This window comes from Streptomyces sp. NPDC032161 (genome assembly GCF_040636995.1).
GTDB lineage: Bacteria > Actinomycetota > Actinomycetes > Streptomycetales > Streptomycetaceae > Streptomyces.
This window is the reverse complement of record NZ_JBEZVN010000005.1, coordinates 28797-49121: the sequence shown is the minus strand read 5'-3', so window position 1 is coordinate 49121 and position 20325 is coordinate 28797. Positions and strand designations below refer to the sequence as shown.

15 protein-coding genes and 2 pseudogenes are annotated in these 20325 nt (G+C 72.6%); 10 read left to right on the top strand and 7 right to left on the bottom strand.

Translation table 11 applies throughout. From position 1 onward, the window contains the following. Position 1 precedes the first annotated feature (1 nt). Together AB0E67_RS14495 and AB0E67_RS14490 are read right to left on the bottom strand one after the other, a co-directional pair. A complete protein-coding gene (locus AB0E67_RS14495) occupies positions 2 to 1345 on the bottom strand; it encodes a M20/M25/M40 family metallo-hydrolase (protein ID WP_362025707.1) in 1344 nt (447 codons plus the stop codon). Then, entirely contained in the window at positions 1338 to 2171 is an 834-nt protein-coding gene (locus AB0E67_RS14490) for a M55 family metallopeptidase (RefSeq protein WP_362025704.1), read from the bottom strand. The genes AB0E67_RS14495 and AB0E67_RS14490 overlap by 8 nt, the downstream gene beginning before the upstream one ends. A 235-nt stretch (positions 2172 to 2406) precedes the next feature. Here AB0E67_RS14490 and AB0E67_RS14485 point away from each other — a divergent pair. The 3 genes and pseudogenes from AB0E67_RS14485 to AB0E67_RS14475 form a co-directional block, all read left to right on the top strand. Further along, positions 2407 to 2859 (top strand): annotated as a pseudogene (locus tag AB0E67_RS14485) (ATP-binding cassette domain-containing protein); the annotation flags it as partial. Between the two features lie 2 nt (positions 2860 to 2861). Next, a pseudogene (locus tag AB0E67_RS14480) lies at positions 2862 to 3551 on the top strand (ABC transporter permease); the annotation flags it as partial. 45 nt (positions 3552 to 3596) lie between these two features. Continuing rightward, on the top strand, positions 3597 to 4022 hold the full coding sequence (locus AB0E67_RS14475) for a GntR family transcriptional regulator (RefSeq protein ID WP_362025701.1): 426 nt from the start codon (positions 3597 to 3599) through the stop codon (positions 4020 to 4022). A gap of 312 nt (positions 4023 to 4334) precedes the next feature. Here AB0E67_RS14475 and AB0E67_RS14470 read toward each other — a convergent pair whose 3' ends face one another. Then, entirely contained in the window at positions 4335 to 5207 is an 873-nt protein-coding gene (locus AB0E67_RS14470) for an alpha/beta hydrolase (protein ID WP_362025699.1), read from the bottom strand. Further along, positions 5204 to 5851, bottom strand: a complete 648-nt coding sequence (locus AB0E67_RS14465) for a TetR/AcrR family transcriptional regulator (RefSeq protein WP_362025696.1) — start codon at positions 5849 to 5851, stop codon at positions 5204 to 5206. The genes AB0E67_RS14470 and AB0E67_RS14465 overlap by 4 nt, the downstream gene beginning before the upstream one ends. 46 nt (positions 5852 to 5897) lie before the next feature. On the opposite strand from AB0E67_RS14465, the gene AB0E67_RS14460 reads away from it, so the two are divergent. Further along, positions 5898 to 7343 (top strand): amidase, encoded by a 1446-nt coding sequence (locus tag AB0E67_RS14460; RefSeq protein WP_362025693.1) that lies wholly within the window; start codon positions 5898 to 5900, stop codon positions 7341 to 7343. A gap of 154 nt (positions 7344 to 7497) precedes the next feature. Here the strand turns inward: AB0E67_RS14460 and AB0E67_RS14455 are convergent, their stop codons facing one another. Beyond that, positions 7498 to 9987: an MFS transporter gene (locus AB0E67_RS14455; RefSeq protein ID WP_362025690.1), complete on the bottom strand. Its 2490-nt coding sequence runs from the start codon at positions 9985 to 9987 to the stop codon at positions 7498 to 7500. A gap of 188 nt (positions 9988 to 10175) precedes the next feature. Next, on the bottom strand, positions 10176 to 10619 hold the full coding sequence (locus AB0E67_RS14450; RefSeq protein ID WP_073791538.1) for an SRPBCC family protein: 444 nt from the start codon (positions 10617 to 10619) through the stop codon (positions 10176 to 10178). Positions 10620 to 10868: 249 nt separating this feature from the next. Here AB0E67_RS14450 and AB0E67_RS14445 point away from each other — a divergent pair, with 249 nt between their 5' ends. Both AB0E67_RS14445 and AB0E67_RS14440 read left to right on the top strand, forming a co-directional pair. Beyond that, a complete protein-coding gene (locus AB0E67_RS14445; protein ID WP_362025686.1) occupies positions 10869 to 11909 on the top strand; it encodes an Rv2578c family radical SAM protein in 1041 nt (346 codons plus the stop codon). A 184-nt stretch (positions 11910 to 12093) separates the two neighbouring features. Then, the gene (locus tag AB0E67_RS14440) at positions 12094 to 13695 is read left to right on the top strand and encodes an alpha/beta hydrolase (protein ID WP_362025684.1); all 1602 of its coding nucleotides are present in this window, start codon (positions 12094 to 12096) and stop codon (positions 13693 to 13695) included. Positions 13696 to 13895: 200 nt separating this feature from the next. On the opposite strand, the gene AB0E67_RS14435 is transcribed toward AB0E67_RS14440, so the two are convergent. Beyond that, positions 13896 to 14477: an adenylosuccinate lyase gene (locus AB0E67_RS14435; protein ID WP_362025681.1), complete on the bottom strand. Its 582-nt coding sequence runs from the start codon at positions 14475 to 14477 to the stop codon at positions 13896 to 13898. 382 nt (positions 14478 to 14859) lie between these two features. Here AB0E67_RS14435 and AB0E67_RS14430 point away from each other — a divergent pair, with 382 nt between their 5' ends. The 4 genes from AB0E67_RS14430 to ccrA all read left to right on the top strand — a co-directional run bounded on the left by AB0E67_RS14430 (position 14860) and on the right by ccrA (position 20324). Continuing rightward, entirely contained in the window at positions 14860 to 16641 is a 1782-nt protein-coding gene (locus tag AB0E67_RS14430) for a 3-hydroxybutyryl-CoA dehydrogenase (protein ID WP_362025678.1), read from the top strand. A 130-nt stretch (positions 16642 to 16771) separates the two neighbouring features. Then, on the top strand, positions 16772 to 17587 hold the full coding sequence (locus AB0E67_RS14425; protein WP_351520108.1) for a TetR family transcriptional regulator: 816 nt from the start codon (positions 16772 to 16774) through the stop codon (positions 17585 to 17587). Between the two features lie 115 nt (positions 17588 to 17702). Beyond that, a complete protein-coding gene (locus AB0E67_RS14420) occupies positions 17703 to 18497 on the top strand; it encodes a GNAT family N-acetyltransferase (RefSeq protein ID WP_362025675.1) in 795 nt (264 codons plus the stop codon). Positions 18498 to 18854: 357 nt separating this feature from the next. After that, positions 18855 to 20324, top strand: a complete 1470-nt coding sequence (ccrA, locus tag AB0E67_RS14415) for a crotonyl-CoA carboxylase/reductase (protein WP_362025672.1) — start codon at positions 18855 to 18857, stop codon at positions 20322 to 20324. Position 20325: the final 1 nt, after the last annotated feature.

The following is a 20325-nucleotide window of genomic DNA, read 5'->3' as shown; positions in this document are numbered from 1 at the left end:
GTCAGGCGGTGCGCAGGTAGTGGTCGAGGACGCGGACGCCGAAGTGCAGCGCCTCGACGGGGACGCGTTCGTCGACGCCGTGGAACAGCGCCTGGTAGTCGAAGCCTGCGGGCAGCTTCAGCGGTGAGAATCCGTAGCCGGTGATGCCGAGCCGGGAGAACTGCTTGGCGTCCGTGCCGCCCGACATGCAGTACGGCACGACGTGGCCGTCCGGGTCGAACCGTTCGACGGCGGCGCGCAGTTTCGCGAAGGTCGGCGAGTCGACCGGGGCCTGCAGGGGGACCTCGCGGTGGTGGAACTCCCAGTCGACGTCGGGCCCGGTCAGCCGGTCCATCGTGTCGTGGAACTCGTCCTCGCCGCCGGGAAGCATCCGGCCGTCGATGAAGGCGGTGGCCTGGCCGGGGATCACATTGACCTTGTAACCGGCCTCCAGCATCGTCGGGTTGGAGCTGTTGCGGACGGTCGGCTCGACCAGGGCGGCGGACCGTCCGAGCTTGCCGAGCAGTTCGTCCACGTCGAAGCCGGGGGCGTCGAGGTCGGGACGGATGCCGTGCAGTGCGGCGATTTCGGTGAGTGCGGCGCGCACGGTGGGGGTGAGACGGACGGGCCATTCGTGCGCGCCGATGCGGGCGACGGCCGCGGCGAGCGCGGTGACCGCGTTGGACCGGTTGACCTTGGAGCCGTGCCCGGCCCTGCCGCGCGCGGTGAGCTTCAGCCAGGCGGTGCCGCGCTCGCCCGCGGCGATCGGGTAGAGCGCCAGGTCCGGGGTGGCGTGGAAGGTGAAGGCCCCGGACTCGCTGATGCCCTCGGTGCAGCCGTCGAAGAGCGCGGCGTGGCGGTCGGCGAGGAAGCCGGAGCCGTCCTCGGCGCTGGCCTCCTCGTCGGCGGTGTACGCGATCACGATGTCGCGGCGCGGCCGTACCCCGGACCGGGCCCAGGCGCCGACGACGGCCAGGGCCATCGCGTCCATGTTCTTCATGTCGATGGCGCCGCGCCCCCAGACGACGCCGTCGCGGACCTCGCCGGAGAAGGGGTGCACGGTCCAGTCGGCGGCCTCGGCGGGAACGACGTCGAGATGGCCGTGGACGAGCAGGGCGTCGGCGGACGGGTCGGTGCCCTCGATCCGGGCGACCACGTTGGTGCGGCCGGGGGTGCGTTCCAGCAGGACGGGTTCGAGTCCGGCCGCCGCCAGCCGCTCCGCCACGTACTCGGCGGCCGGGCGTTCGCGGCAGTCCCCGCCGCCGCGGTTGGTGGTGTCGATCCGGATCAGTTCGGAGGTGAACGTCACCACTTCGTCGAGTGCCCGCGCGTCGACCGCGTCACCGGGACAGGACTGCTCAGCCATACTGTTCCTCCACGGCGGACGACACGATCGTGGTCACCGCCTTGAACGTGCGAATGCCTTCGTACATCGTCGCGCTGGTGTAGGCGACACGCCGTTCACCGCTCGGAGCCACGCCGGGGACGACGGTGGCCGCGCCCGCCAGGTGCTCGGCGTCGAATTCCAGCTCGACGGTGAACGGACCGCCCTCCACCGGGGCGTGCCGCACGGCCAGCGCGGCCGCCTCCCCGGCCGCGGCCCGGATGTCCGCCGCGGTACGGGCCGGGGTACGGCACACCGCCGCGTACCGCGACACGTGGTCCTTCACCGCCACCTTGCGTGCCGCGGGCGCGTAGCCCTCCGCGTCCGCGCAGGTCAGGTCGTCGCCGGTGACGAGGACGACGGGGACGCCGTACTCCGCCACGACATGGGCGTTGAGCAGCCCCTCGCTCGCCCTGACGCCGTTGAGCCACACACCGGTGACCGAGTTCGCCAGATACGTGTGGGCGAGGACGCCCTCCGCCCCGGCGCCGGTGTGGTAGCCGACGAAGGCGATGCCGTCGATGTCGCCGTGCTGGACGCCCTCCACCATGGAGAGGGACTTGTGCCGGCCGGTGAGCATCCGCACCCGGTCGTCGAGCCGCTCCAGCAGGAGGTTGCGCATCGACCAGTGGGCCTCGTTGACGAGCACCTCGTCGGCGCCGCCGTCGTAGAAGCCGAGCGCCGCCGCGTTCACGTCGGAGGTGAACATGGCACGGCACCGCTCCCACTGAGGGGTTCCGGGGAGCACGTCGGCCGGCCAGGTCACACCGGTGGCGCCCTCCATGTCCGCGCTGATCAAGATCTTCATGCGGGGTCACGCTACGCGCCGGGGAACCGCCGGGCCAGAGGCACATCAACGTTCAGAGGTCCAGTCCTCCGGAGAACCCGCACATCGCCCCAAAGCGCCCGGCATTCGGAACCGAGCGGCCCGCGCCCGGGCACGAACGCGGGGCGGCGTGCGGCCTCCCCGGACCCGCCTTGCCAGGTTCCCTGCGCCAAGACCCTGATTCCATTAATTGACTAATGGAATCAGGGGGAAATGCATGGCAGACGCATTCACTCCGGACGGCGCCTATGGCGCCTGGGCGCTGGAGGCCCGCGGCCTGGGACGGCGCTACCGCCGCGGCTGGGCCCTGCGGGACTGCTCGTTCCGGCTGCCGGCCGGGCGCATCTGCGGTCTCGTCGGCCCCAACGGAGCGGGGAAGAGCACCCTGTTGGGACCCGCCTCCCGGCAGGTGCAGCCGTCCGAGGGCGAACTCCGCGTCTTCGGCGTACCGGTGGACGATCCCGCGGTGATGCCGAGGTTCGCGTTCCTCGGGCAGGACAAGCCGCTGTTCAAGGGTTTCACCGTGGCGGAGACGCTGCGCATGGGCGCCGAACTCAACCCCGGCTGGGACATGGCCGCGGCGGAGCGGATCGTACGGTCGGGCCAGGTACCGATGCAGGCCCGGATCGGCACGCTCTCGGGCGGCCGGCGCACCCGGGTCGCGTTCGCGACTTCCTCGGGGCCCCGCTGATCGCGGCGGACCAGGAGCACGGCACCACCCGTCTGGTCACCACCCAGTCGGTGTCCCGGCGCCGCTGGATCACGGCCGAGCTCGCCTGGTGCTACGGCGCCGTGCTCGTGGCCGCCTCGGTGCTCTCGGCGCTCTTCACCTGGTGGTGGAAGCCCTACCGTTCGGTGTTCGAGGCCCATTGGTCGGAGGGGGCGATCTTCGACAACACCGGCCCGGTGCTGCCCGCCCTGTGCCTCTTCCTCACCGCTGCCGGAATCACCATCGGCCTGCTGCTGCGCCGGGTGCTGCCGGCGATGGCGGTCACGTTCGCCTTCTCCATGTGCGTGGAGCTGGTCTGGGAACGGGTGCACTCCTCGCTGGCGCCCGCGCGCATGTTCTCCTACCCGCTCGACGACGAACTGCCCGCGCGCTTCGACGAGGCGTACGAGGTGGACCGCTGGATCGGCTCCGCCGACGGCCACCTGTACGGCTGGGGCCTGTGCGCCGAGGAGACCGAGGCCGCGTCGGACGCCTGTGTGAAGGAGCACGGCATCGTCGACGATGTCATCCAGTACCTCGGTTTCGACCAGATGCCGGCGATGCAGTGGACGGGTGCGGGCATCCTGCTCGCGGCTGCCGCCGTGCTCACCGCGTTCACGGTGTGGCGGGTGTCCCGGAGGCCCCTCCGGTGACACGCCGTCACGGGTACGTATCGTTTCGGCAGCCCGAAGGGGGTGATGACGGTGGTCGTGTTCCGCATCGACCGACGCAGCGGAGTGGCCACGTACCTCCAGATCGTGCGGCAGGTCGAGCAGGCGCTGCGGATGGGCGCGCTGGAGGCGGGTGACCGTCTGCCGACGGCCGCACAGGTCGCCGCGGACACCAAGGTCAACCCGAACACGACCCTCAAGGCGTACCGCGAGCTGGAACGCGCGGGATTCGCCGAGGTGAGGCAGGGGGCGGGCACCTTCATCACCCGCTCCCTCGCGCCGGCACAGACGGGTTCCGAGTCGCCGCTCAGGGCGTCGCTGGCCGAATGGCTGAACGAGGCGCGCTCCCAGGGCCTCAGCGGCCAGGAGGTCACCGCCCTCTTCCAGTCGGTCCATGCGGCGGTGTATCCGACCGAGTCGGCCCGCGCGGCCGGCCGAGAGCCTGTCGAGTGACCTTCGCCCGGAACGTGGACGCCGCATGCCGCGTGCGATTCCGGGGCGCCGGGACGTCCTGGGACGGGGTCTCCCCCGTTCGAACGGAGCCGAGGGAGCGGGGAGGGCGCCGTCCGGGGGTTCCGGCGGCGCCGGAAGCGCGCGTGCCAGGGCGCGACCGCCCGGTCGGAGGTCACCCGGCAGACTCTGAGGGGCCACGGGAGAACGGAGGCGGCCGGCCGGGGCCGTCCGGTCCGTGACGGTCGTCGCCGTACCGTCCGCGTCGCGGTGTCCGGACGCGAACGGCTCCGCCCCCGCTCGGACCCGTTCCCCTCAGACCAGTTCCCGCAGGAGGGTTTCCGGATCCTCCATCAGGAAGAGGTGGCCGCCCTCGGGGACGATCCTCAGTTCGGCGCCGTCGATCTGCGCGTGCGCCCAACGCGCCACCCCCACGGGAACGTTGCCGTCGGCGTCGCCGTGGAGGAACACGGTCGGCACGGAGACCGAGGCCAGTGGGGCCGGCAGCGGGTGGGCGTAGCCGGTCAGGTCGGTCAGCGCCGCGTCCATGCCCTGGCGGCGCCCCTCGGTCGTGTCCAGGTCGGACAGCGCCCGGTACTCGGGGGTGCTCATGACCAGCCGGTCGGCCCGGGGCCAGGCCGCGAGGTTCGACTCGCGGCTGCGCACCCGTTTGAAGACGCCCGTGCCCGCGAGCATCGAGCCGCCGACCGGTGGGGCCCAGCGGACGATGCGGTTGAGCCATGTCACGATCGGGATCCGGCCCGCGTACGCCTCCTTGGGCGCCCCGGGAACGGCGGCGGCCGCGAGGATCAGTTTCACCACCCGCCCGGGGTGGGCCTGGGCCGCGGACAGCGCGTACCCCCCGCCGCCGGAGATCGCCACGAGCGTCGCCCGTTCCTGCCCGAGGTGGTCGAGCAGGGACAGGAAGTCGTCGTTCCAGCGATGGAAACCGCGGCCGGGCACCGGATCGGTCCCACCGTATCCGGGCCGGTCCGGGAAGATCAGCCGGACGCCCGCGTCCGTCGCGGCCCGCTGCAGCGCGAGGCCCTCGTAGCGGCTGCCCGGGGTGCCGTGCAGCACGATCGCGGGCGCGGCGTCGGGGTCCCCGTACGAGCAGTACGCGATGCGGCGCCCGCCAGGACCTTCGATACGGACCGTCTCGGGCGGTTCGGGCAGGTCGTGCGTCATCTCTGCTCCTCGTGCGGTACAGGGGTGGCGGCCGCGGCGATCCCGGCGACGACGAGATCGAGGCCGTAGGCGAACCGGCGGTCGTAGTCGTGGTGTTCGACGAAGACCGACATGGCCCGGCGTTCGGGCGGCAGCGGGAGGCGTTCCGGATCGCCGCGGCCGAGCCGGATCGCCACGTGCCCGGTGACGAAGTCGTGCAGGGCGCCGTACGCGTACACCGCGGCCCGCTCGTCGAGCCCGGCGGAGCGCAGGGCCGCGACGACCCGGAGTGCGGCGTCGTCGGCGCCGGGTCCCACGAGGGGAGCGCGACGGTGCGCCTCCAGCACCACGGGGTGGCGCATGAGCAGGTCGTGGAGTTCGTTCGCGAACGTTCGCAGGACGTCCCGCCAGTCCTCGGGCCAGTCCACCGAGCGGGTGGCCTCGCCGACGATCCGGGAGACCAGCGCGTGCCGGAGCGCGTCGACGCCGCCCGTCGTGCGGTGGATCGCCATCGGGGACACCCCCAGCCGGTCGGCCACCGCGCGGAAGGTCACCGCGTCCAGGCCCCGGTCGTCGGCGATCCGGGTCGCGGCGTCCAGGATCGCGTCGAGCGAGACCGCCCTGGGGCGGCCGCCCCGCGCATTGCTTGCCTTGTCGGCCCTCATGCGTCCACCATATCGATACGCGTAACGAAACAGCAATGGAGCACCCATGACGCAGTTGCACGAACTCACGGCTCTCCAACTGGCCACCGCCTACGAGCGCGGCGACACCACGCCCGCCGAGGTCGTGGACCACCTGCTCGCCCGGATCGAGGGCGGCGACCGGGTGGGCGCGTTCACCACCGTGTCGGCCGACCGGGCCCGCGCGGCGGCGGCCGAGGCCGGACGGGTGCTGCGCACGACGGACCGCGCCGGACTGCCGCGCCTGTTCGGCGTGCCCACGGCCGTCAAGGACCTGGAGGCCACCGCGGGCGTGCGCACCACGCTGGGGTCCGCCCTGTTCCGTGACTGGGTGCCGGACCACGACGACGAGATCGTGGCCGTCATGGCCGAGGCCGGGCTGATCAGTCTCGGGAAGACGACCGTGCCCGAGTTCGGGGCCGCCTGCTACACCGAGCCGGAGGTCGCCGCCCCCGCGCGCAGCCCGTTCGACCTCGGCCGCAGCGCGGCCGGCAGCAGCGGCGGCGCCGCGGCAGCGGTCGGCGCGATGCTGGTGCCGATCGCCCAGGGCAGCGACACCGCGGGTTCCGTGCGCTCCCCCGCGAGCGCCTGCGGCGTGGTCGGGCTGAAGCCGAGCCGCGGGCTCGTCCCCGGCGGACCGGGCGGCGACGACGGCATGGGGCTCTCCGTGAAGGGGCCGCTCGCCCGCACCGTGCGCGACGCCGCGGCCTTCCTCGACGCGCTGACCACCCGTACCGGGGCCGGCCTCGTGCACCCTCCCCGCGTGGACGGCTACGAACGCGCCTGCGACGCCCCCGTCCCGCGGCTGCGGGTGGCGATAGCCCAGGGTTCGGTCTCGGGCGCGCCCGTGGACCCCGAGGTCGCCGCCGCCGCCGAACACACCGGCCGCGCACTGGCCGGGCTCGGCCACGACGTGTTCGCCCGCGACCAGGCTCCGGACCCCGAACTCACCGAGAACTTCCGGGTGATGTTCACCGCGCTGGTCGGCTCCAGGGCCGCGGCGTTCGACGGATCGGCGATGCGACCGATCGTGCGTCATCTCCGGTCCGCCGCACATCGGTCGAACGCGGCCGAGCTGGCCGCTTCGATCGGAGTCGTGCAGGCCCGCGCGCGAGCCTGGATCCTCGACCACGCGGACGCGGACCTCGTGATCACACCGACCGTGACCGCTCCGCCGACCCGTGTCGGAGAGCTTCGCGACGACTCCGATCCGGCCGCGGAACTGGCCGCGATGACCGCGTTCACGGGCAACACCGTGATCGGGAACGCCACCGGGTGTCCGGCCATCAGCCTTCCGCTGGGCTGGAGTTCCGAGGGGCTGCCGCTCGGGGTGTCGCTCACGGCGGGCTGGGGCCGCGAGGGCCTCCTGTTCGCCGTCTCCGCGGCATTGGAGGAGGCTCTGCCCTGGGCCGACCGCTATCCCGGGCGGAACGGGGCGGCGCGGGCATCGGCGACGGCGGCCGACGCCCGCTGACATCGGCGGCGCCGATCCGCGCGTGCGGGTCGGCGCCGCCACCCGGCGACGTCCTCACCCGGTGTGGCCGCCGGGTGGGCGGTCCGGCGATGCCCGTGCCCCCTCCCGTCCGTCGCCGCGCTCCGCTGTCCGCCGCGGCCCACCCGCCGAACGGTCAGTCCTCGTGCCCCAGCAGGAGGTCGCGTTCGGTGCGCCCGCCGCCCGCGACCTGGAGGACCGTGGCCACCGGCGGATACCCGGCCGCGATCACCGTGTACTCGCCGGTGGACAGGTCCACGAACCTGAACGCCCCGTCCGGCCCGGTGGTGAGCGTGTCCACGACGTTGCCCGCGGCGTCCAGCAGGGTGACCCGAGCGTCCTCTACCGGCCTGCCGCCACCGGCCCGTACCACGCCGCGCAGCACCGCCCCTCCGGCGAGTTCGATGTCCTGCCGGGTCTCCCGCGCGGCCTGCACGCTCACCGGCAGCGCGGCGGGCCGGAACGCGGGGGCGCTGGCCGCGAGGGTGTACTCACCGGCCACCAGTTCCTTGATCACATAGCCGCCCTCGCGTCCGCTGCGCGTGGAGGCGACCACCTCGCCGCGCACATCGGTGAGGGTGACGGCGGCGTCCCGCACCGGGAGCCCGTCGGCGGTGACGACGGTCCCCGCGAGCCGGCCCGCGCCGCCGAGCACCACGTCGAGTTCGACCGGCCGTTCGCCCACGGTGACGCTGACGGCCTGCGGCTGGTGGCCCCCGGCCGCGGCGATCAGGACGTAGGCGCCCGCGCCGGGCACGCTCAGCGCGTAGCGGCCGTCGTCACCGCTCGCGCCCCGTCCGACCTGCTGCCCCTGGACATCGATCAGGGTGAGCGCGGCACGCGGGACCTTCGTGCCGTCCGGGTGCTGGACGCTGCCGCACACCGGTACGCCCGAGAGGTACACGGCCGGGGGTGCGGCGGGCGCCGCGGCGCGGGCGGCGGGGACCGGCGCGGCCCCGGCGGTCGGCGGGGCGGCTGTTTCGGGGCCGTTGTGGGACACCAGCGGTTTCTCCTTGAGGAAGAGGGCGAGGACCAGGCCGAGCACGAGCACCGGCACGAGGTAGAGGAAGATCCGCGGCATCGCGTCGGCGTACGCGCGGATGTAGGCGTCGCGCAGCGCGGGTTCCATGGCGTGGACGAGCTGCGGGGTGATCGACTCGGGGTCGGGCAGATCGGCGTCGGCCGGCAGGCGGGCGGCCAGCGCGTCGGCGAGGCGCCCGGCGAAGAGCGTGCCGAAGACGGCGGCGCCGACGCTGCCGCCGATCTGCCGGAAGTAGTTGTTGGCGCTGGTGGCGGTGCCGAGGTCGGCTGGGGGTACGGAGTTCTGCACGGCGAGCACCAGCACCGGCATGACCAGGCCGATCCCGACGCCGAGCACGGCCTGCGCGATGCCGTTCTCGAGCGGTGGGGTGTCGGTGTCGAGCCGGGAGAGCAGCCACATCCCCACGACCGAGACCGCGCTGCCGACGACGGGGTGGGCGCGGTAGCGGCCGGTACGGGAGATGAGCTGGCCGGAGACGATGGACGCCACGACGATGCCGCCCATCATCGGGAGCATCAGCAGACCGGATTCGGTGGCCGAGGCGCCGTCGACCATCTGCAGGAAGGTCGGCAGGTAGCTGGCGGCGCCGAACAGCGCGACGCCGACGACCGCGCCCACGAGCGCGGTGACGTTGAAGATCGAGTCGCGGAACAGCCGCAGCGGGATGACCGGTTCAGCCGCCCGTCGCTCGGCGACGAGGAACAGCAGGGTCGCCGCGACGGCCCCGGCGCCGAGCCCGAGGATGACGCCCGACCCCCACGGGTATTCCGTTCCGCCCCAGCTGGTGAGCAGCACCAGACAGGTCGACGCGGCGGCGAGCAGCAGCGCGCCGAGGACGTCGAGTCGGGGGCGGACCGCGGGCCGGGGCAGTTTCAGCACGACGGTGATGACGGCCAGGGTGATCAGACCGAACGGGACGTTGATGTAGAAGCACCAGCGCCAGGAGGCGTGGTCGGTGAAGAAGCCGCCGAGCAGCGGGCCGGCGACGGAGGCGAGGCCGAATGCGGCGCCGATGAGCCCCATGAACCTGCCGCGCTCCCGGGGCGGGACGACGTCCGCGATGATGGCCTGTACGCCGATCATGAGTCCGCCGCCGCCGATGCCCTGGAGGGCCCGGAAGGCGATGAGTTCGTCCATGGTGCGGGACCAGCCGGCCAGTGCGGAGCCGATGACGAAGACGACGATCGCGAACTGGAAGACGCCCTTGCGTCCGAAGAGGTCGCCGAGCTTCCCGTAGAGCGGCAGGCCGATGGTGGAGGCGAGGAGGTACGCGGTGACGGCCCAGGACATCTTCTCCAGGCCGTGCAGCTCCCCGACGATCTTCGGCAGCGCGGTGGCGACGATCATCTGATCGAGCGCCGCCAGCAGCAGCGTCAGCATCAGCCCGAGGAAGATGAGCTGGATGCGGCGGGGGCTGGTCTCCGGTAAGACGGGCGGGGCGGCGGACTCCTCCGCGGCCTGCGGCGATCCCCCGTCCGGGGACGGAGACGGGTGCGGGGGTGGCGCGGCCGTCGATCCGGCGGTTCCCGAACCGCCGGGAGTACCGCCCCGGTCGTCCCCCAGCAGAGTGATCCCACCCACCACGTCGCCGCTCCCCTCGTCGCGTCTGCGCCGCCCTTTCTCGCATCGCGCGACGAGGGAGGGCAAACGCCGACGAGGGGGCGCCGACGGCGCACCGGGGGCTTAATCCCCGGTGGGAGGTGCTGCGGCGCACCACCGGCGGGACCGGAGAACCACCCGAACCGGTGAGGTGGACCGATCGTTTCGAGGGGCTACTTCTCGACTTCGGTGGCGAGATTGCGCAGCAGTTCGTCGTAGATGCGCGCGAGTCCCTTGGGGGCGAAGGTCCGCTCGAAGAATCCGCCGATGCCCCCGGCACCGTTCCAGACGGTCGACACGACGGCCTTCGAACGGCCCTCGCCGGCCGGGGTGACGGTCCAGGTGGTGACCATCGAGGAGTTGCGGTCCTTCTCCACGAGCCGGCCGTCGGTGGGCTCGGTGACCTCCATCAGGCAGTCGCGAACCCGCTTGCTGGTGGCCTGGAGCTTCCAGTGCACGAGGGTGCCCTCGCCGTCGCCGCCCTCGCGCACCTCGTACTCGCTGAACTGTCCGGGCAGCACCTTGCCGCGGGTCCGCTCGTAGTCGGCCAGCGCGTCGAACACCGTGTCCGCGTCCGCCGCGATGACTCGTTCCGTGGTGGCCTCGACCTGCGCCATGGCTGTTCCTCCAGCACTCGGATTTCGGGGGTGTGCCGAGCCAATCACCTTCGGCGCGCCGCTCAAAATCGGGGCCGTTCCCGGGGCCGTTCCCGGGGCCGCTCCCGGCCGGGGCCCCGCCGGGACCCGGCCGGGACGCCCTCGGCGCCCGGTCGCGTCCGGCACGGGCGCACTCCCGGACGAAGCGGAGAAAACGATCATGGGAACAAATGTTCTATTCTCTCGACGAGCGCTACCGAGGAGGCGTCCATGCGCTGGAACCATCTGGTCGAGAACCCCGCCACGGCCGGGAACAGCGCGCTCTTCGCCGCTGACGCGGTGACCACGCGCACCTTCGACACCCCGGAGTTCCGGGGCATCACCTTCCACGAGATCCGGGCCCGCTCGATCGTGAACCGGGTGCCCGGCGCCTCGCGCATGCCGTTCGAATGGACGGTGAACCCGTACCGCGGCTGCACCCACGCCTGCGTGTACTGCTTCGCCCGCAAGACCCACAGCTACCTGGACCTGGACACGGGCATCGGCTTCGACTCCCAGATCGTCGTCAAGGTCAACGCCCCGGAACTGCTGCGCGGGCACCTCGCGTCCGGACGCTGGCACGGCGCGCACATCGCGATGGGGACCAATGTCGACTGCTACCAGCGGGCGGAGGGCCGCTACCGGCTGATGCCCGGCATCATCTCGGCCCTGCGCGACCACGCGAACCCGTTCTCGATCCTGACCAAGGGAACGCTGATCCTGCGCGACCTCGAACTGCTGCGGCAGGCGGCCGAGGTCACCGACGTCGGCATCTCCGTGTCGGTCGGCTTCGTCGACGAGGGGCTGTGGCGCACCGTGGAACCCGGCACCCCGTCCCCCGCGCGCCGCCTGGACGTCGTGCGCGCCCTGAGCGGGATCGGCATCGACTGCGGGGTGCTGATGGCTCCCGTCGTCCCGTTCCTCGGCGACCATCCGGACCAGCTTCGCGCCACGGTCCGGGCGATCGCCGCCGCCGGGGCGACGTCCGTGACCCCGCTCGTGCTCCATCTGCGCCCCGGCGCCCGGGAGTGGTACATGCGGTGGCTCGGACAGCACCACCCGCATCTGGTGCGCCGGTACGAGCGGCTGTACGCGGAGGGGCCGTACGCGCCCAAGTGGTACCAGCGGCGCATCACACGTCACGTCCACGAGCTGGCGGCCGAGTTCGGCATCGGACCGTCGCACCGGGGGACGGCCCGCCGGCTGCCCGTGCGCCCCAAGGACACCGCGTGGTCCGACGCCTCCGGACCGACCCAGCTGACCCTGCTCTGACGAACCCGCCCCGGGCCGACGCCCCCCCCCCCCCGGAACGCCCTTACCAGAAACACCCGTCACAGGGCAAACGGGTCAACTCTCGCCACAACGTGTCCTTCCAGGCATGAATGCGGGGAGCATGCGGCGGAGACCGTGCCACGCACAGCCGCGTTCCCCCGTGTTCCCCACCCCGGGAGGCCATATGACGAAACGTCCAGGAATTCTCGTCGCCGTGGGCGCGACGGTCGCCGGTCTGGTGACCGCGACCCCGTCCCCGGCGGCCGCCGACGCGGAGCCCCGGCCCGCCACCGCCCCGCTCCGCTGGACCGACTGCGGCACCGAAGCGCACCCGCGGCTCCAGTGCGCCACCGTCCGCACCCCGCTGGACCATGACGACCCCTCGGGCCGGCACATCGCCCTCGCCCTGTCCCGGATCCCGCACACCGCGAAGACCTTCCAGGGCCCCCTGCTCGTCAATCCGGGCGGCCCCGGGGGCAGCGGGCTGCCGATGGCCGGATTCGTCGCTTCCTCGCTGCCGGAGGCGGTGGCCGCGCAGTACGACGTGATCGGCTTCGATCCGCGCGGCGTCGGAAGGAGCAGACCCGCCCTGAACTGCGTCCCCGGGTTCTTCGATCCGCTGCGCCCCGACTCGGTGCCGCACGCGCCCGGGGTCGAGGAGGCCAATCGGAACCGCACCGTCTCCTTCGCGAAGGCGTGCGGCGAGAAGTACCCGGACCTGCTGCCTCACATGGACACGGTCAGCGCCGCCAAGGACCTCGACGTGATCCGCCGGGCGACCGGCGCCCGCCGACTCAACTACTTCGGCTACTCGTACGGGACATATCTCGGCGCGGTGTACGCCAAGCTGTTCCCGGAGCGGGTGCGGCGCATGGTGCTCGACTCGAACGTCGACCCGGAGGGCGTGTGGTACGAGGACAACATCGGCCAGAACTATGCCTTCGACGCCCGCCACAAGGCGTTCGCCGCCTGGGTGGCGAAGCACGACAGCGCGTACGGGCTGGGCGGCGACCCGGCGCGGGTGGAACGCGCCTGGTACGCGATGCGCCGGGCGGTCGCGAAGCACCCCGCGGGCGGAAAGGTCGGGGCGAGCGAACTGGAGGACACGTTTCTGCCGGGCGGTTACTACAACGGCTACTGGCCGCGCCTGGCCGAGGCGTTCGCCGCCTACGTGAAGGACCGCGACGAGAACGCGCTCGTGAACGCGTACAAGAAGTTCGGGGCGCTCGACGCGGAGGGCGACAACGGGTACTCCGTCTACACGGCCGTGCAGTGCCGTGACACCTCGTGGCCCCGCGAGTGGAACACCTGGCGCAACGACGGCTGGCGCGTGCAGGCGAAGGCCCCCTTCTTCACCTGGAACAACACCTGGTACAACGCGCCGTGCGCGGACTGGCCGGTGGAGCCGCTGCGTCCGGTGCGGGTGTCCAACAAGAGCCTTCCGCCGGTGCTGCTCTTCCAGGCCACGGACGACGCGGCGACGCCGTACCAGGGCGGTGTCACCATGCACCGCAGGCTGCGCGGTTCCCGCCTGGTCGTCGAGCAGGGCGGCGGCAACCACGGCATCACACTGAGCGACAACGACTGCCTGGACACCTATCTGGCGGACTATCTGGCCAAGGGCACCGTCCCGCGCGGCCGGACCGGTGGGTCCGAGGCGGACGCGGTCTGCGCCAAGTCCCCCGACCCGACGCCCGCGGCCGACAGGGCGGCGAAGGCGGAGCGGGCGACCGTCGCCGAGACCAGGGGCGGTGTCCTGCACCGGCTGCTCGGTTTCCGGGGCTGATCGACGGGCCGGGCGACCGGCCATGTACCGGCCCGGGCGGGGACCCCGACGCGTCGCGTCGGGCCCCGCACGACCGCGCACCGTACACCCGCGCGCCTCGCGCCGCGCACGCCCGCACGCCGAACACGAACGCGCTTCGCGCATCCCGTACGACCGACGCCGCGCACCCCGTACGACCGACGCCGCGCACGCCCGCGCGCTCAGTCCGCCCCCAGCCGGTCCAGCGCCTCGCGCGCGGCGCCCGCCAGTCTCGGATGCGGCAGGGCCGCCTCCAGGAGCGGGCGGGCCCGTTCGTCCGCCAGCCTCCCGAGCCCCTCCACGCAGGCGAGCGCCACCCTCCAGTGCGGATCGCCGGGGTCCAGAAGGCGCTCCAGCGTGGTCATCAGCGCGGGTACGGACTCCGGCGCCCGGAGCACGGTGAGCAGCCGGACCGGGTGAAGGGCGTACGCCGTGCGCAGGGCATTGGTCGCGAGGGCGGCGGCCGCCCGGGGCGTGCGGGGGTCGCCGAGACGCGCCAGGGCGTGAGCGGCACAGACGCAGCGCTCCGGGTCGCGGTGGTTGAGCAGCAGTACCAGCGCCTCGAACGCCCGCCGGTCCCCCGCGCAGCCGAGCCGGAACGCGGCGATCTCCCGCGCCCAGAGCGGGCGTTCGCGCTCCACGAGGACCCGGGCCAGCTCCTCGTCGTCATCGGTGGCGATCAGCCGGCGGAGCGCCTCCGACTCCCCCGCCGCGTCCGCCTCGTCCGCCAGCCGGTCCGTCAGCGACCGGTACTCCTCGTCCATGACGCTCAGCGTATCGGCGGACACTGTGTGTATCGAGAGGGCCGTCGCATGTGACGTGACGCACGACGTCCCGGGGCTGGCGCGCTCGTTACCAGCGAGTTAATCTCAGATGAGCGGGGCACGATCCCCCGCCGGCTCCGGTGGCCTGGTGACGCAGCCATCCGGAGTGCTCGTCGGTTCGGCAGCTTCGTGAGACGCGACTCCGGGACAGAGTCCGTCGCCCCTTCCGGTCCGGGCGCACCGTCGCCCCCGGACCGCGCAGCACGCCGCACAACTTCCGTGCGCTTCGCGCCGGTTCCTCTTCCGCGCATGCTTCGCGCCGGTCCGTTCCCGTGCGCTCCGCGCGTTCTCACAGTCGTCACTCACCCTCTGGAGTCCCGTGATGGACACCCCGCTCAGCACCATCGCCGTCGTCGGCCTCGGCACCATGGGCACCGGCATCGCCGAGGTCCTCGCCCGCGCCGGTCATGAGGTCGTCGGCATCGACATCGACGGGGCGGCGGCCCGTCGGGCCGTCGCCTCGCTGGAGGCCGCGACCGAGCGCGCCGTGCGGCGCGGCCGGATCACGGAGCGCGAACGCGGCCGGGTGCTCGCCCGGTTCCGCACCCATGACGACCTGCGTGCCGCGGCGGACGCGGAGCTGGTCGTCGAGGTCGTCCCGGAGTCGTACGAGATCAAGCAGCAGGTGTTCCGGGAACTGGACGCGATCGTCTCCCCGAACGCGATCCTGGCCACCGGGACCAACGCCCTGTCGGTGACGCGGCTGGCGGCCGAGTCGCTGCGCCCCGAGCGCGTGCTCGGGCTGCACTTCTTCAACCCGGCCCCGGCGATGAAGCTGGTCGAGGTGGTCTCCTCGGTGCTGACCGCACCCCCGGCGGTCGAGGCGGTCACCGCGCTCGCCCGCAGCCTGGGCAAGGAGCCGGTCGCGGTCGGCGACCGGCCGGGCTTCGTCGCCGACGGGCTGCTGTTCGGCTACCTCAACCAGGCCGCGGCGATGTACGAGGCGAACTACGCGTCCCGCGAGGACATCGACGCGGCGATGAGGCTGGGCTGCGGACTTCCGATGGGCCCGCTCGCGCTGCTCGACCTGATCGGGATCGACACCGCGCGCACGGTCCTGGAGGCCATGTACGCCTCGTCGCACGACCGGCTGCACGCCCCGGCGCCGGTCCTCCGCCAGCTCAGCGAGGCGGGGCTGACCGGCCGCAAGGCGGGACGCGGCTTCTACACGTACGCGGAGCCCGGCAGCCGGACGGTGGTGCCGGACGCGCTGACCCCGGGCGAGGGCACGTCGCCCGTCGCGGGGCGGCCGGTGCGGTCGGTGGGCGTCGCGGGCTCGGGCACGATGGCGTCGGGGATCGCCGAGGTCTTCGCGAAGGCCGGTCACGACGTCGTGCTCGTCGCCCGCGGCCGGGAGAAGGCGGACGCGGCGAAGGCCCGGATCGCCAAGTCCCTGGAGCGTTCCGTGGCCAAGGGGCGGCTGACCGCCGAGGCACGGGACGGGGCACTGGCCCGGATCACCCCGGCTGGCTCGCCCGACGCCCTCGCCGAGGTCGATCTCGCGGTCGAGGCGGTCGCCGAGGACCTGGCGGTCAAGCAGCAGCTGTTCGCGATGCTGGACAAGGTCTGCAAGCCGGGCGCGGTCCTCGCCACCACCACCTCCTCGCTGCCGGTCGTGGCGATCGCGCGGGCCACCTCGCGTCCGCAGGACGTCGTCGGCATGCACTTCTTCAACCCGGCCCCGGCGATGAAGCTGGTCGAGGTCGTCCGCACGGTGCTCACCGCGGACGACGTCCACGCCACCGTCCACGAGGTGTGCGGCACGATCCGCAAGCACCCGGTGGACTGCGGGGACCGGGCCGGGTTCATCGTCAACGCGCTGCTGTTCCCGTACCTCAACAACGCGGTCAAGATGGTCGAGGAGCACTACGCGAGCCTCGACGACATCGACGCCGCGATGAGGCTGGGCGGCGGCTACCCGATGGGGCCGTTCGAACTCCTGGACGTAGTCGGGCTCGACGTGTCGCTCGCCATCGAGAGGGTGCTGCACGACGAGTTCCGCGACCCGGGACTGGCCCCGGCACCGCTGCTCGAACACCTGGTGGCCGCGGGCTGTCTCGGCCGCAAGACGGGGCGCGGCTTCCGCGAACATGCCCGGCGCTGAGCCACCCCCGGTGCCGGTGGCCGGATGGGGCGGGCTGCTCGATCCTCCGGGCGGCCCGCCCCCGCGCGATCCGCCGGGCGCTGCGCCCCCGCGGGCGCCCTCACCCGCGTCGATGCAGTACGTTCACACCATGTCCCAGCCCGCCAGGTCCCCCCGTGTCTCCGCCGCGTCCGACCCGCAGGAAAGCGCCACCGGCAGTCGCGCCGCCGCCCAACGGCTCAAAATGCGCCGCGAACTCGCCGCCGCGGCGATGGAACTCTTCGCGACGAAGGGGTACGAGGCCACGACGGTCGACGAGATCGCGGGCGCCGCGGGAGTCGCCCGGCGCACCTTCTTCCGGCACTTCCGCTCCAAGGAAGAGGCGATCTTCCCGGACCACGACGACACCCTCGTCAGGGCCGAGGCCGTCCTCAACGCCGCACCCGCGCACGAGCACCCGCTCGACACCGTCTGCCGCGGCATCAAGGAGGTCATGAAGATGTACGCGGCCAAGCCCGCGGTCTCCGTGGCCCGTTACAAGCTGACCCGTGAGGTCCCCACCCTGCGCGAGGCCGAGATCGCCTCGGTGGCCCGCTACGAGCGGCTGTTCACGCGCTACCTGCTGGGTCATTTCGACGAGCGCGACCACGAGGCCGGCAACGACGACCCGCTGCTCGCCGAGGTCGCGGCGTCCGCGGTCGTCACCGCGCACAACCATGTGCTGCGGCGCTGGCTGCGGGCGGGCGGCGAGGGCGACGTGGAGGCCCAGCTCGACCACGCCTTCGCGATCGTGCGCAGGACGTTCGGCACGGGCATCGGGGCGGGCCGGATCACCGGCGGCGAACCGGTGGCGCGGCCCGCCGCCTCGGTGGCGTCCGAGGGCGAGGTGCTGGTGGCGGTGGCGCGGACGGACGCGCCGCTCGACGAGGTGATGCGCACGATCCGGCAGGCGCTCCAGGACCGCTGAGCGGGCCGTCGGGGCGGGGCCCGGGCCCGAGTTCGGCACCCCGTCGGCCGGGCCCGCCCCCCGCGCCGCGCCAAATGCGGTTGCCCCGCCCGCGCCCCGGTGCTGCGGTGTGTGGATGACTCATGATCGTGATGCACTTCTGACCCTTTTCGACCGCGAGATGCGCGAGTACGCCCGCCCCGACGGCCCCGGTGTCCGGGTCGAGCGCGCCGGCGACGTCGTACGGATGACCGACCCTGCCGAGGGCTGGGGCAGCGTGGTCTGGTCGGTCCCGGACCTCGACGCCCGCCGGGCGGACGCCGCGATCGCCGCGCAGACGGCGCACTGCGCGGAGATCGGGCTCGACGAGTTCGAGTGGAAGCTGTACGCGCACGACCGGCCGGCGGATCTGGCGGATCGGCTGCTCGCGGCCGGATTCGAGGCGGAGGAGCCGGAGACCCTGATGGTCGCCCCGGCCGTGGACCTCCCGACGGCGGTGGAGCTTCCGGAGGACGTCCGGCTGCGCCCGGTGCGGGACGCGGACGACGTGGAACTGATGGTCCGCGCCCATGTGCGGGCGTTCGGCACGGAAGGGGCGCGACTGCGGCACCTGGTGTCGACCAGGCTGGCCGAGGACCCCGACCACATCGTCGCCGTCCTCGCCATGGCGGGCGACGAACCGGTGAGCGCGGCCCGGATGGAGCTGTACCCCGGCACCCGCTTCGCCGGGCTGTGGGGCGGCGGCACGGCCCCGGAGTGGCGCGGCAGGGGCATCTACCGGGCGCTGGTCGCCCACCGCGCCCGGATCGCGGCGGAACGCGGCTACGACTTCCTCCAGGTCGACGCCTCCGCCCTGAGCCGTCCGATCCTCGAACGCCTGGGATTCATGGCCCTGACGACCACCACCCCGTACCTCTACCGCGCTCACTGATCGATCATCCACCGGGCATATCCGTGCGAAACATCCCCGATGCCGCTCATGCGTGCCCGATGGATGACAAGTGAGAGAAATTGTTGGCACCGAGTGCCTTGCCACCTGTCACGGAGTGCCATACGTTGAAGATGTCCGGGCGGTCGGCGTAGCGGGACCTCGTGTACGCCGGCTGTCCCAGCGGGCCCCGTGTCCGCGCGCCCGGACGCCTGCGTCACAGGCACAGCCTTCTGCTCCACAGAGCAGGCCCCAGCACCACCGGCCGAACCGACGGCACCACCTCCACACCTCAGCTCCCCCTCAGCTCGCGGGGACGCCCCGGCGTCCCCCGAGCGACCCATCCGCCGGAGGCACACCGTGAAGGAAATCCTGGACGCGATCCAAGCGCGGACGGAATCGTCAGGCGGTTCCGCCGCGGACCGGGCCGCCGAGTTCGCGGCCCTGCGCATCCCCGAGTCGTACCGCGCGGTGACCGTGCACAAGGACGAGACGGAGATGTTCGCCGGGCTCGCCACCCGCGACAAGGACCCCCGCAAGTCGCTGCACCTGGACGAGGTGCCGGTGCCCGAACTGGGGCCCGGCGAGGCCCTGGTGGCCGTCATGGCCAGCTCGGTGAACTACAACTCGGTCTGGACCTCGATCTTCGAGCCGCTGGCCACGTTCGGCTTCCTGGAGCGCTACGGACGGCTCAGCGAGCTCACCCGGCGTCACGACCTGCCGTACCACATCATCGGCTCGGACCTCGCGGGCGTGGTTCTGCGCACCGGTCCGGGGGTGAACGCCTGGCAGCCGGGCGACGAGGTCGTCGCGCACTGCCTCTCCGTCGAGCTGGAGTCCTCGGACGGGCACAACGACACGATGCTCGACCCCGAGCAGCGCATCTGGGGCTTCGAGACCAACTTCGGCGGTCTGGCCGAGATCGCGCTGGTCAAGTCCAACCAACTGATGCCGAAGCCCCGCCACCTCAGCTGGGAGGAGGCCGCCGCGCCGGGTCTGGTGAACTCCACCGCGTACCGGCAGCTGGTCTCGCGCAACGGCGCGGGCATGAAGCAGGGCGACAACGTGCTGATCTGGGGCGCCAGCGGCGGACTCGGTTCATACGCCACGCAGTTCGCCCTGGCGGGCGGCGCCAATCCGATCTGCGTCGTCTCCAGCGAGCAGAAGGCGGACATCTGCCGGCGAATGGGCGCCGAGGCGATCATCGACCGCAGCGCCGAGGGCTACCGGTTCTGGAAGGACGAGCACGAGCAGGACCCGCGCGAGTGGAAGCGGTTCGGCAAGCGCATCCGCGAACTCACCGGCGGCGAGGACGTCGACATCGTCTTCGAGCACCCGGGCCGCGAGACCTTCGGCGCGAGCGTGTACGTGACCCGCAAGGGCGGCACGATCGTCACCTGTGCCTCGACCTCCGGCTACACCCACGAGTACGACAACCGCTACCTGTGGATGTCGCTGAAGCGGATCGTGGGCTCGCACTTCGCCAACTACCGCGAGGCGTGGGAGGCCAACCGGCTGGTCGCCAAGGGGAAGATCCACCCGACGCTGTCGAAGGTCTACCCGCTGGAACAGACCGGCCAGGCCGCGTACGACGTGCACCGCAACCTCCACCAGGGCAAGGTCGGCGTGCTGGCGCTCGCCCCCCGCGAGGGCCTGGGCGTGAGCGACCACGAGCTGCGCGAGAAGCACCTCGACGCCATCAACCTGTTCCGTGACGCGTCGGCGGAGCGGACCGACGAGCACAGCCGTGACGCGTCGGCGGAGCGGACCGACGAGCACAGCCGTGACGCGTCGGCGGAGCGGACCGACCGAGCCACCCAGAACGCCTGAG

Excerpts from the sequence above, each read along its gene's own strand:
- AB0E67_RS14495 (WP_362025707.1), bottom strand. The coding sequence starts at position 1,345 with ATGGCTGAGCAGTCCTGTCCCGGTGACGCGGTCGACGCGCGGGCACTC.
- AB0E67_RS14490 (WP_362025704.1), bottom strand. The coding sequence starts at position 2,171 with ATGAAGATCTTGATCAGCGCGGACATGGAGGGCGCCACCGGTGTGACC.
- AB0E67_RS14475 (WP_362025701.1), top strand. The coding sequence starts at position 3,597 with ATGACGGTGGTCGTGTTCCGCATCGACCGACGCAGCGGAGTGGCCACG.
- AB0E67_RS14470 (WP_362025699.1), bottom strand. The coding sequence starts at position 5,207 with ATGACGCACGACCTGCCCGAACCGCCCGAGACGGTCCGTATCGAAGGT.
- AB0E67_RS14465 (WP_362025696.1), bottom strand. The coding sequence starts at position 5,851 with ATGAGGGCCGACAAGGCAAGCAATGCGCGGGGCGGCCGCCCCAGGGCG.
- AB0E67_RS14460 (WP_362025693.1), top strand. The coding sequence starts at position 5,898 with ATGACGCAGTTGCACGAACTCACGGCTCTCCAACTGGCCACCGCCTAC.
- AB0E67_RS14450 (WP_073791538.1), bottom strand. The coding sequence starts at position 10,619 with ATGGCGCAGGTCGAGGCCACCACGGAACGAGTCATCGCGGCGGACGCG.
- AB0E67_RS14445 (WP_362025686.1), top strand. The coding sequence starts at position 10,869 with ATGCGCTGGAACCATCTGGTCGAGAACCCCGCCACGGCCGGGAACAGC.
- AB0E67_RS14440 (WP_362025684.1), top strand. The coding sequence starts at position 12,094 with ATGACGAAACGTCCAGGAATTCTCGTCGCCGTGGGCGCGACGGTCGCC.
- AB0E67_RS14435 (WP_362025681.1), bottom strand. The coding sequence starts at position 14,477 with ATGGACGAGGAGTACCGGTCGCTGACGGACCGGCTGGCGGACGAGGCG.
- AB0E67_RS14430 (WP_362025678.1), top strand. The coding sequence starts at position 14,860 with ATGGACACCCCGCTCAGCACCATCGCCGTCGTCGGCCTCGGCACCATG.
- AB0E67_RS14425 (WP_351520108.1), top strand. The coding sequence starts at position 16,772 with ATGTCCCAGCCCGCCAGGTCCCCCCGTGTCTCCGCCGCGTCCGACCCG.
- AB0E67_RS14420 (WP_362025675.1), top strand. The coding sequence starts at position 17,703 with ATGACTCATGATCGTGATGCACTTCTGACCCTTTTCGACCGCGAGATG.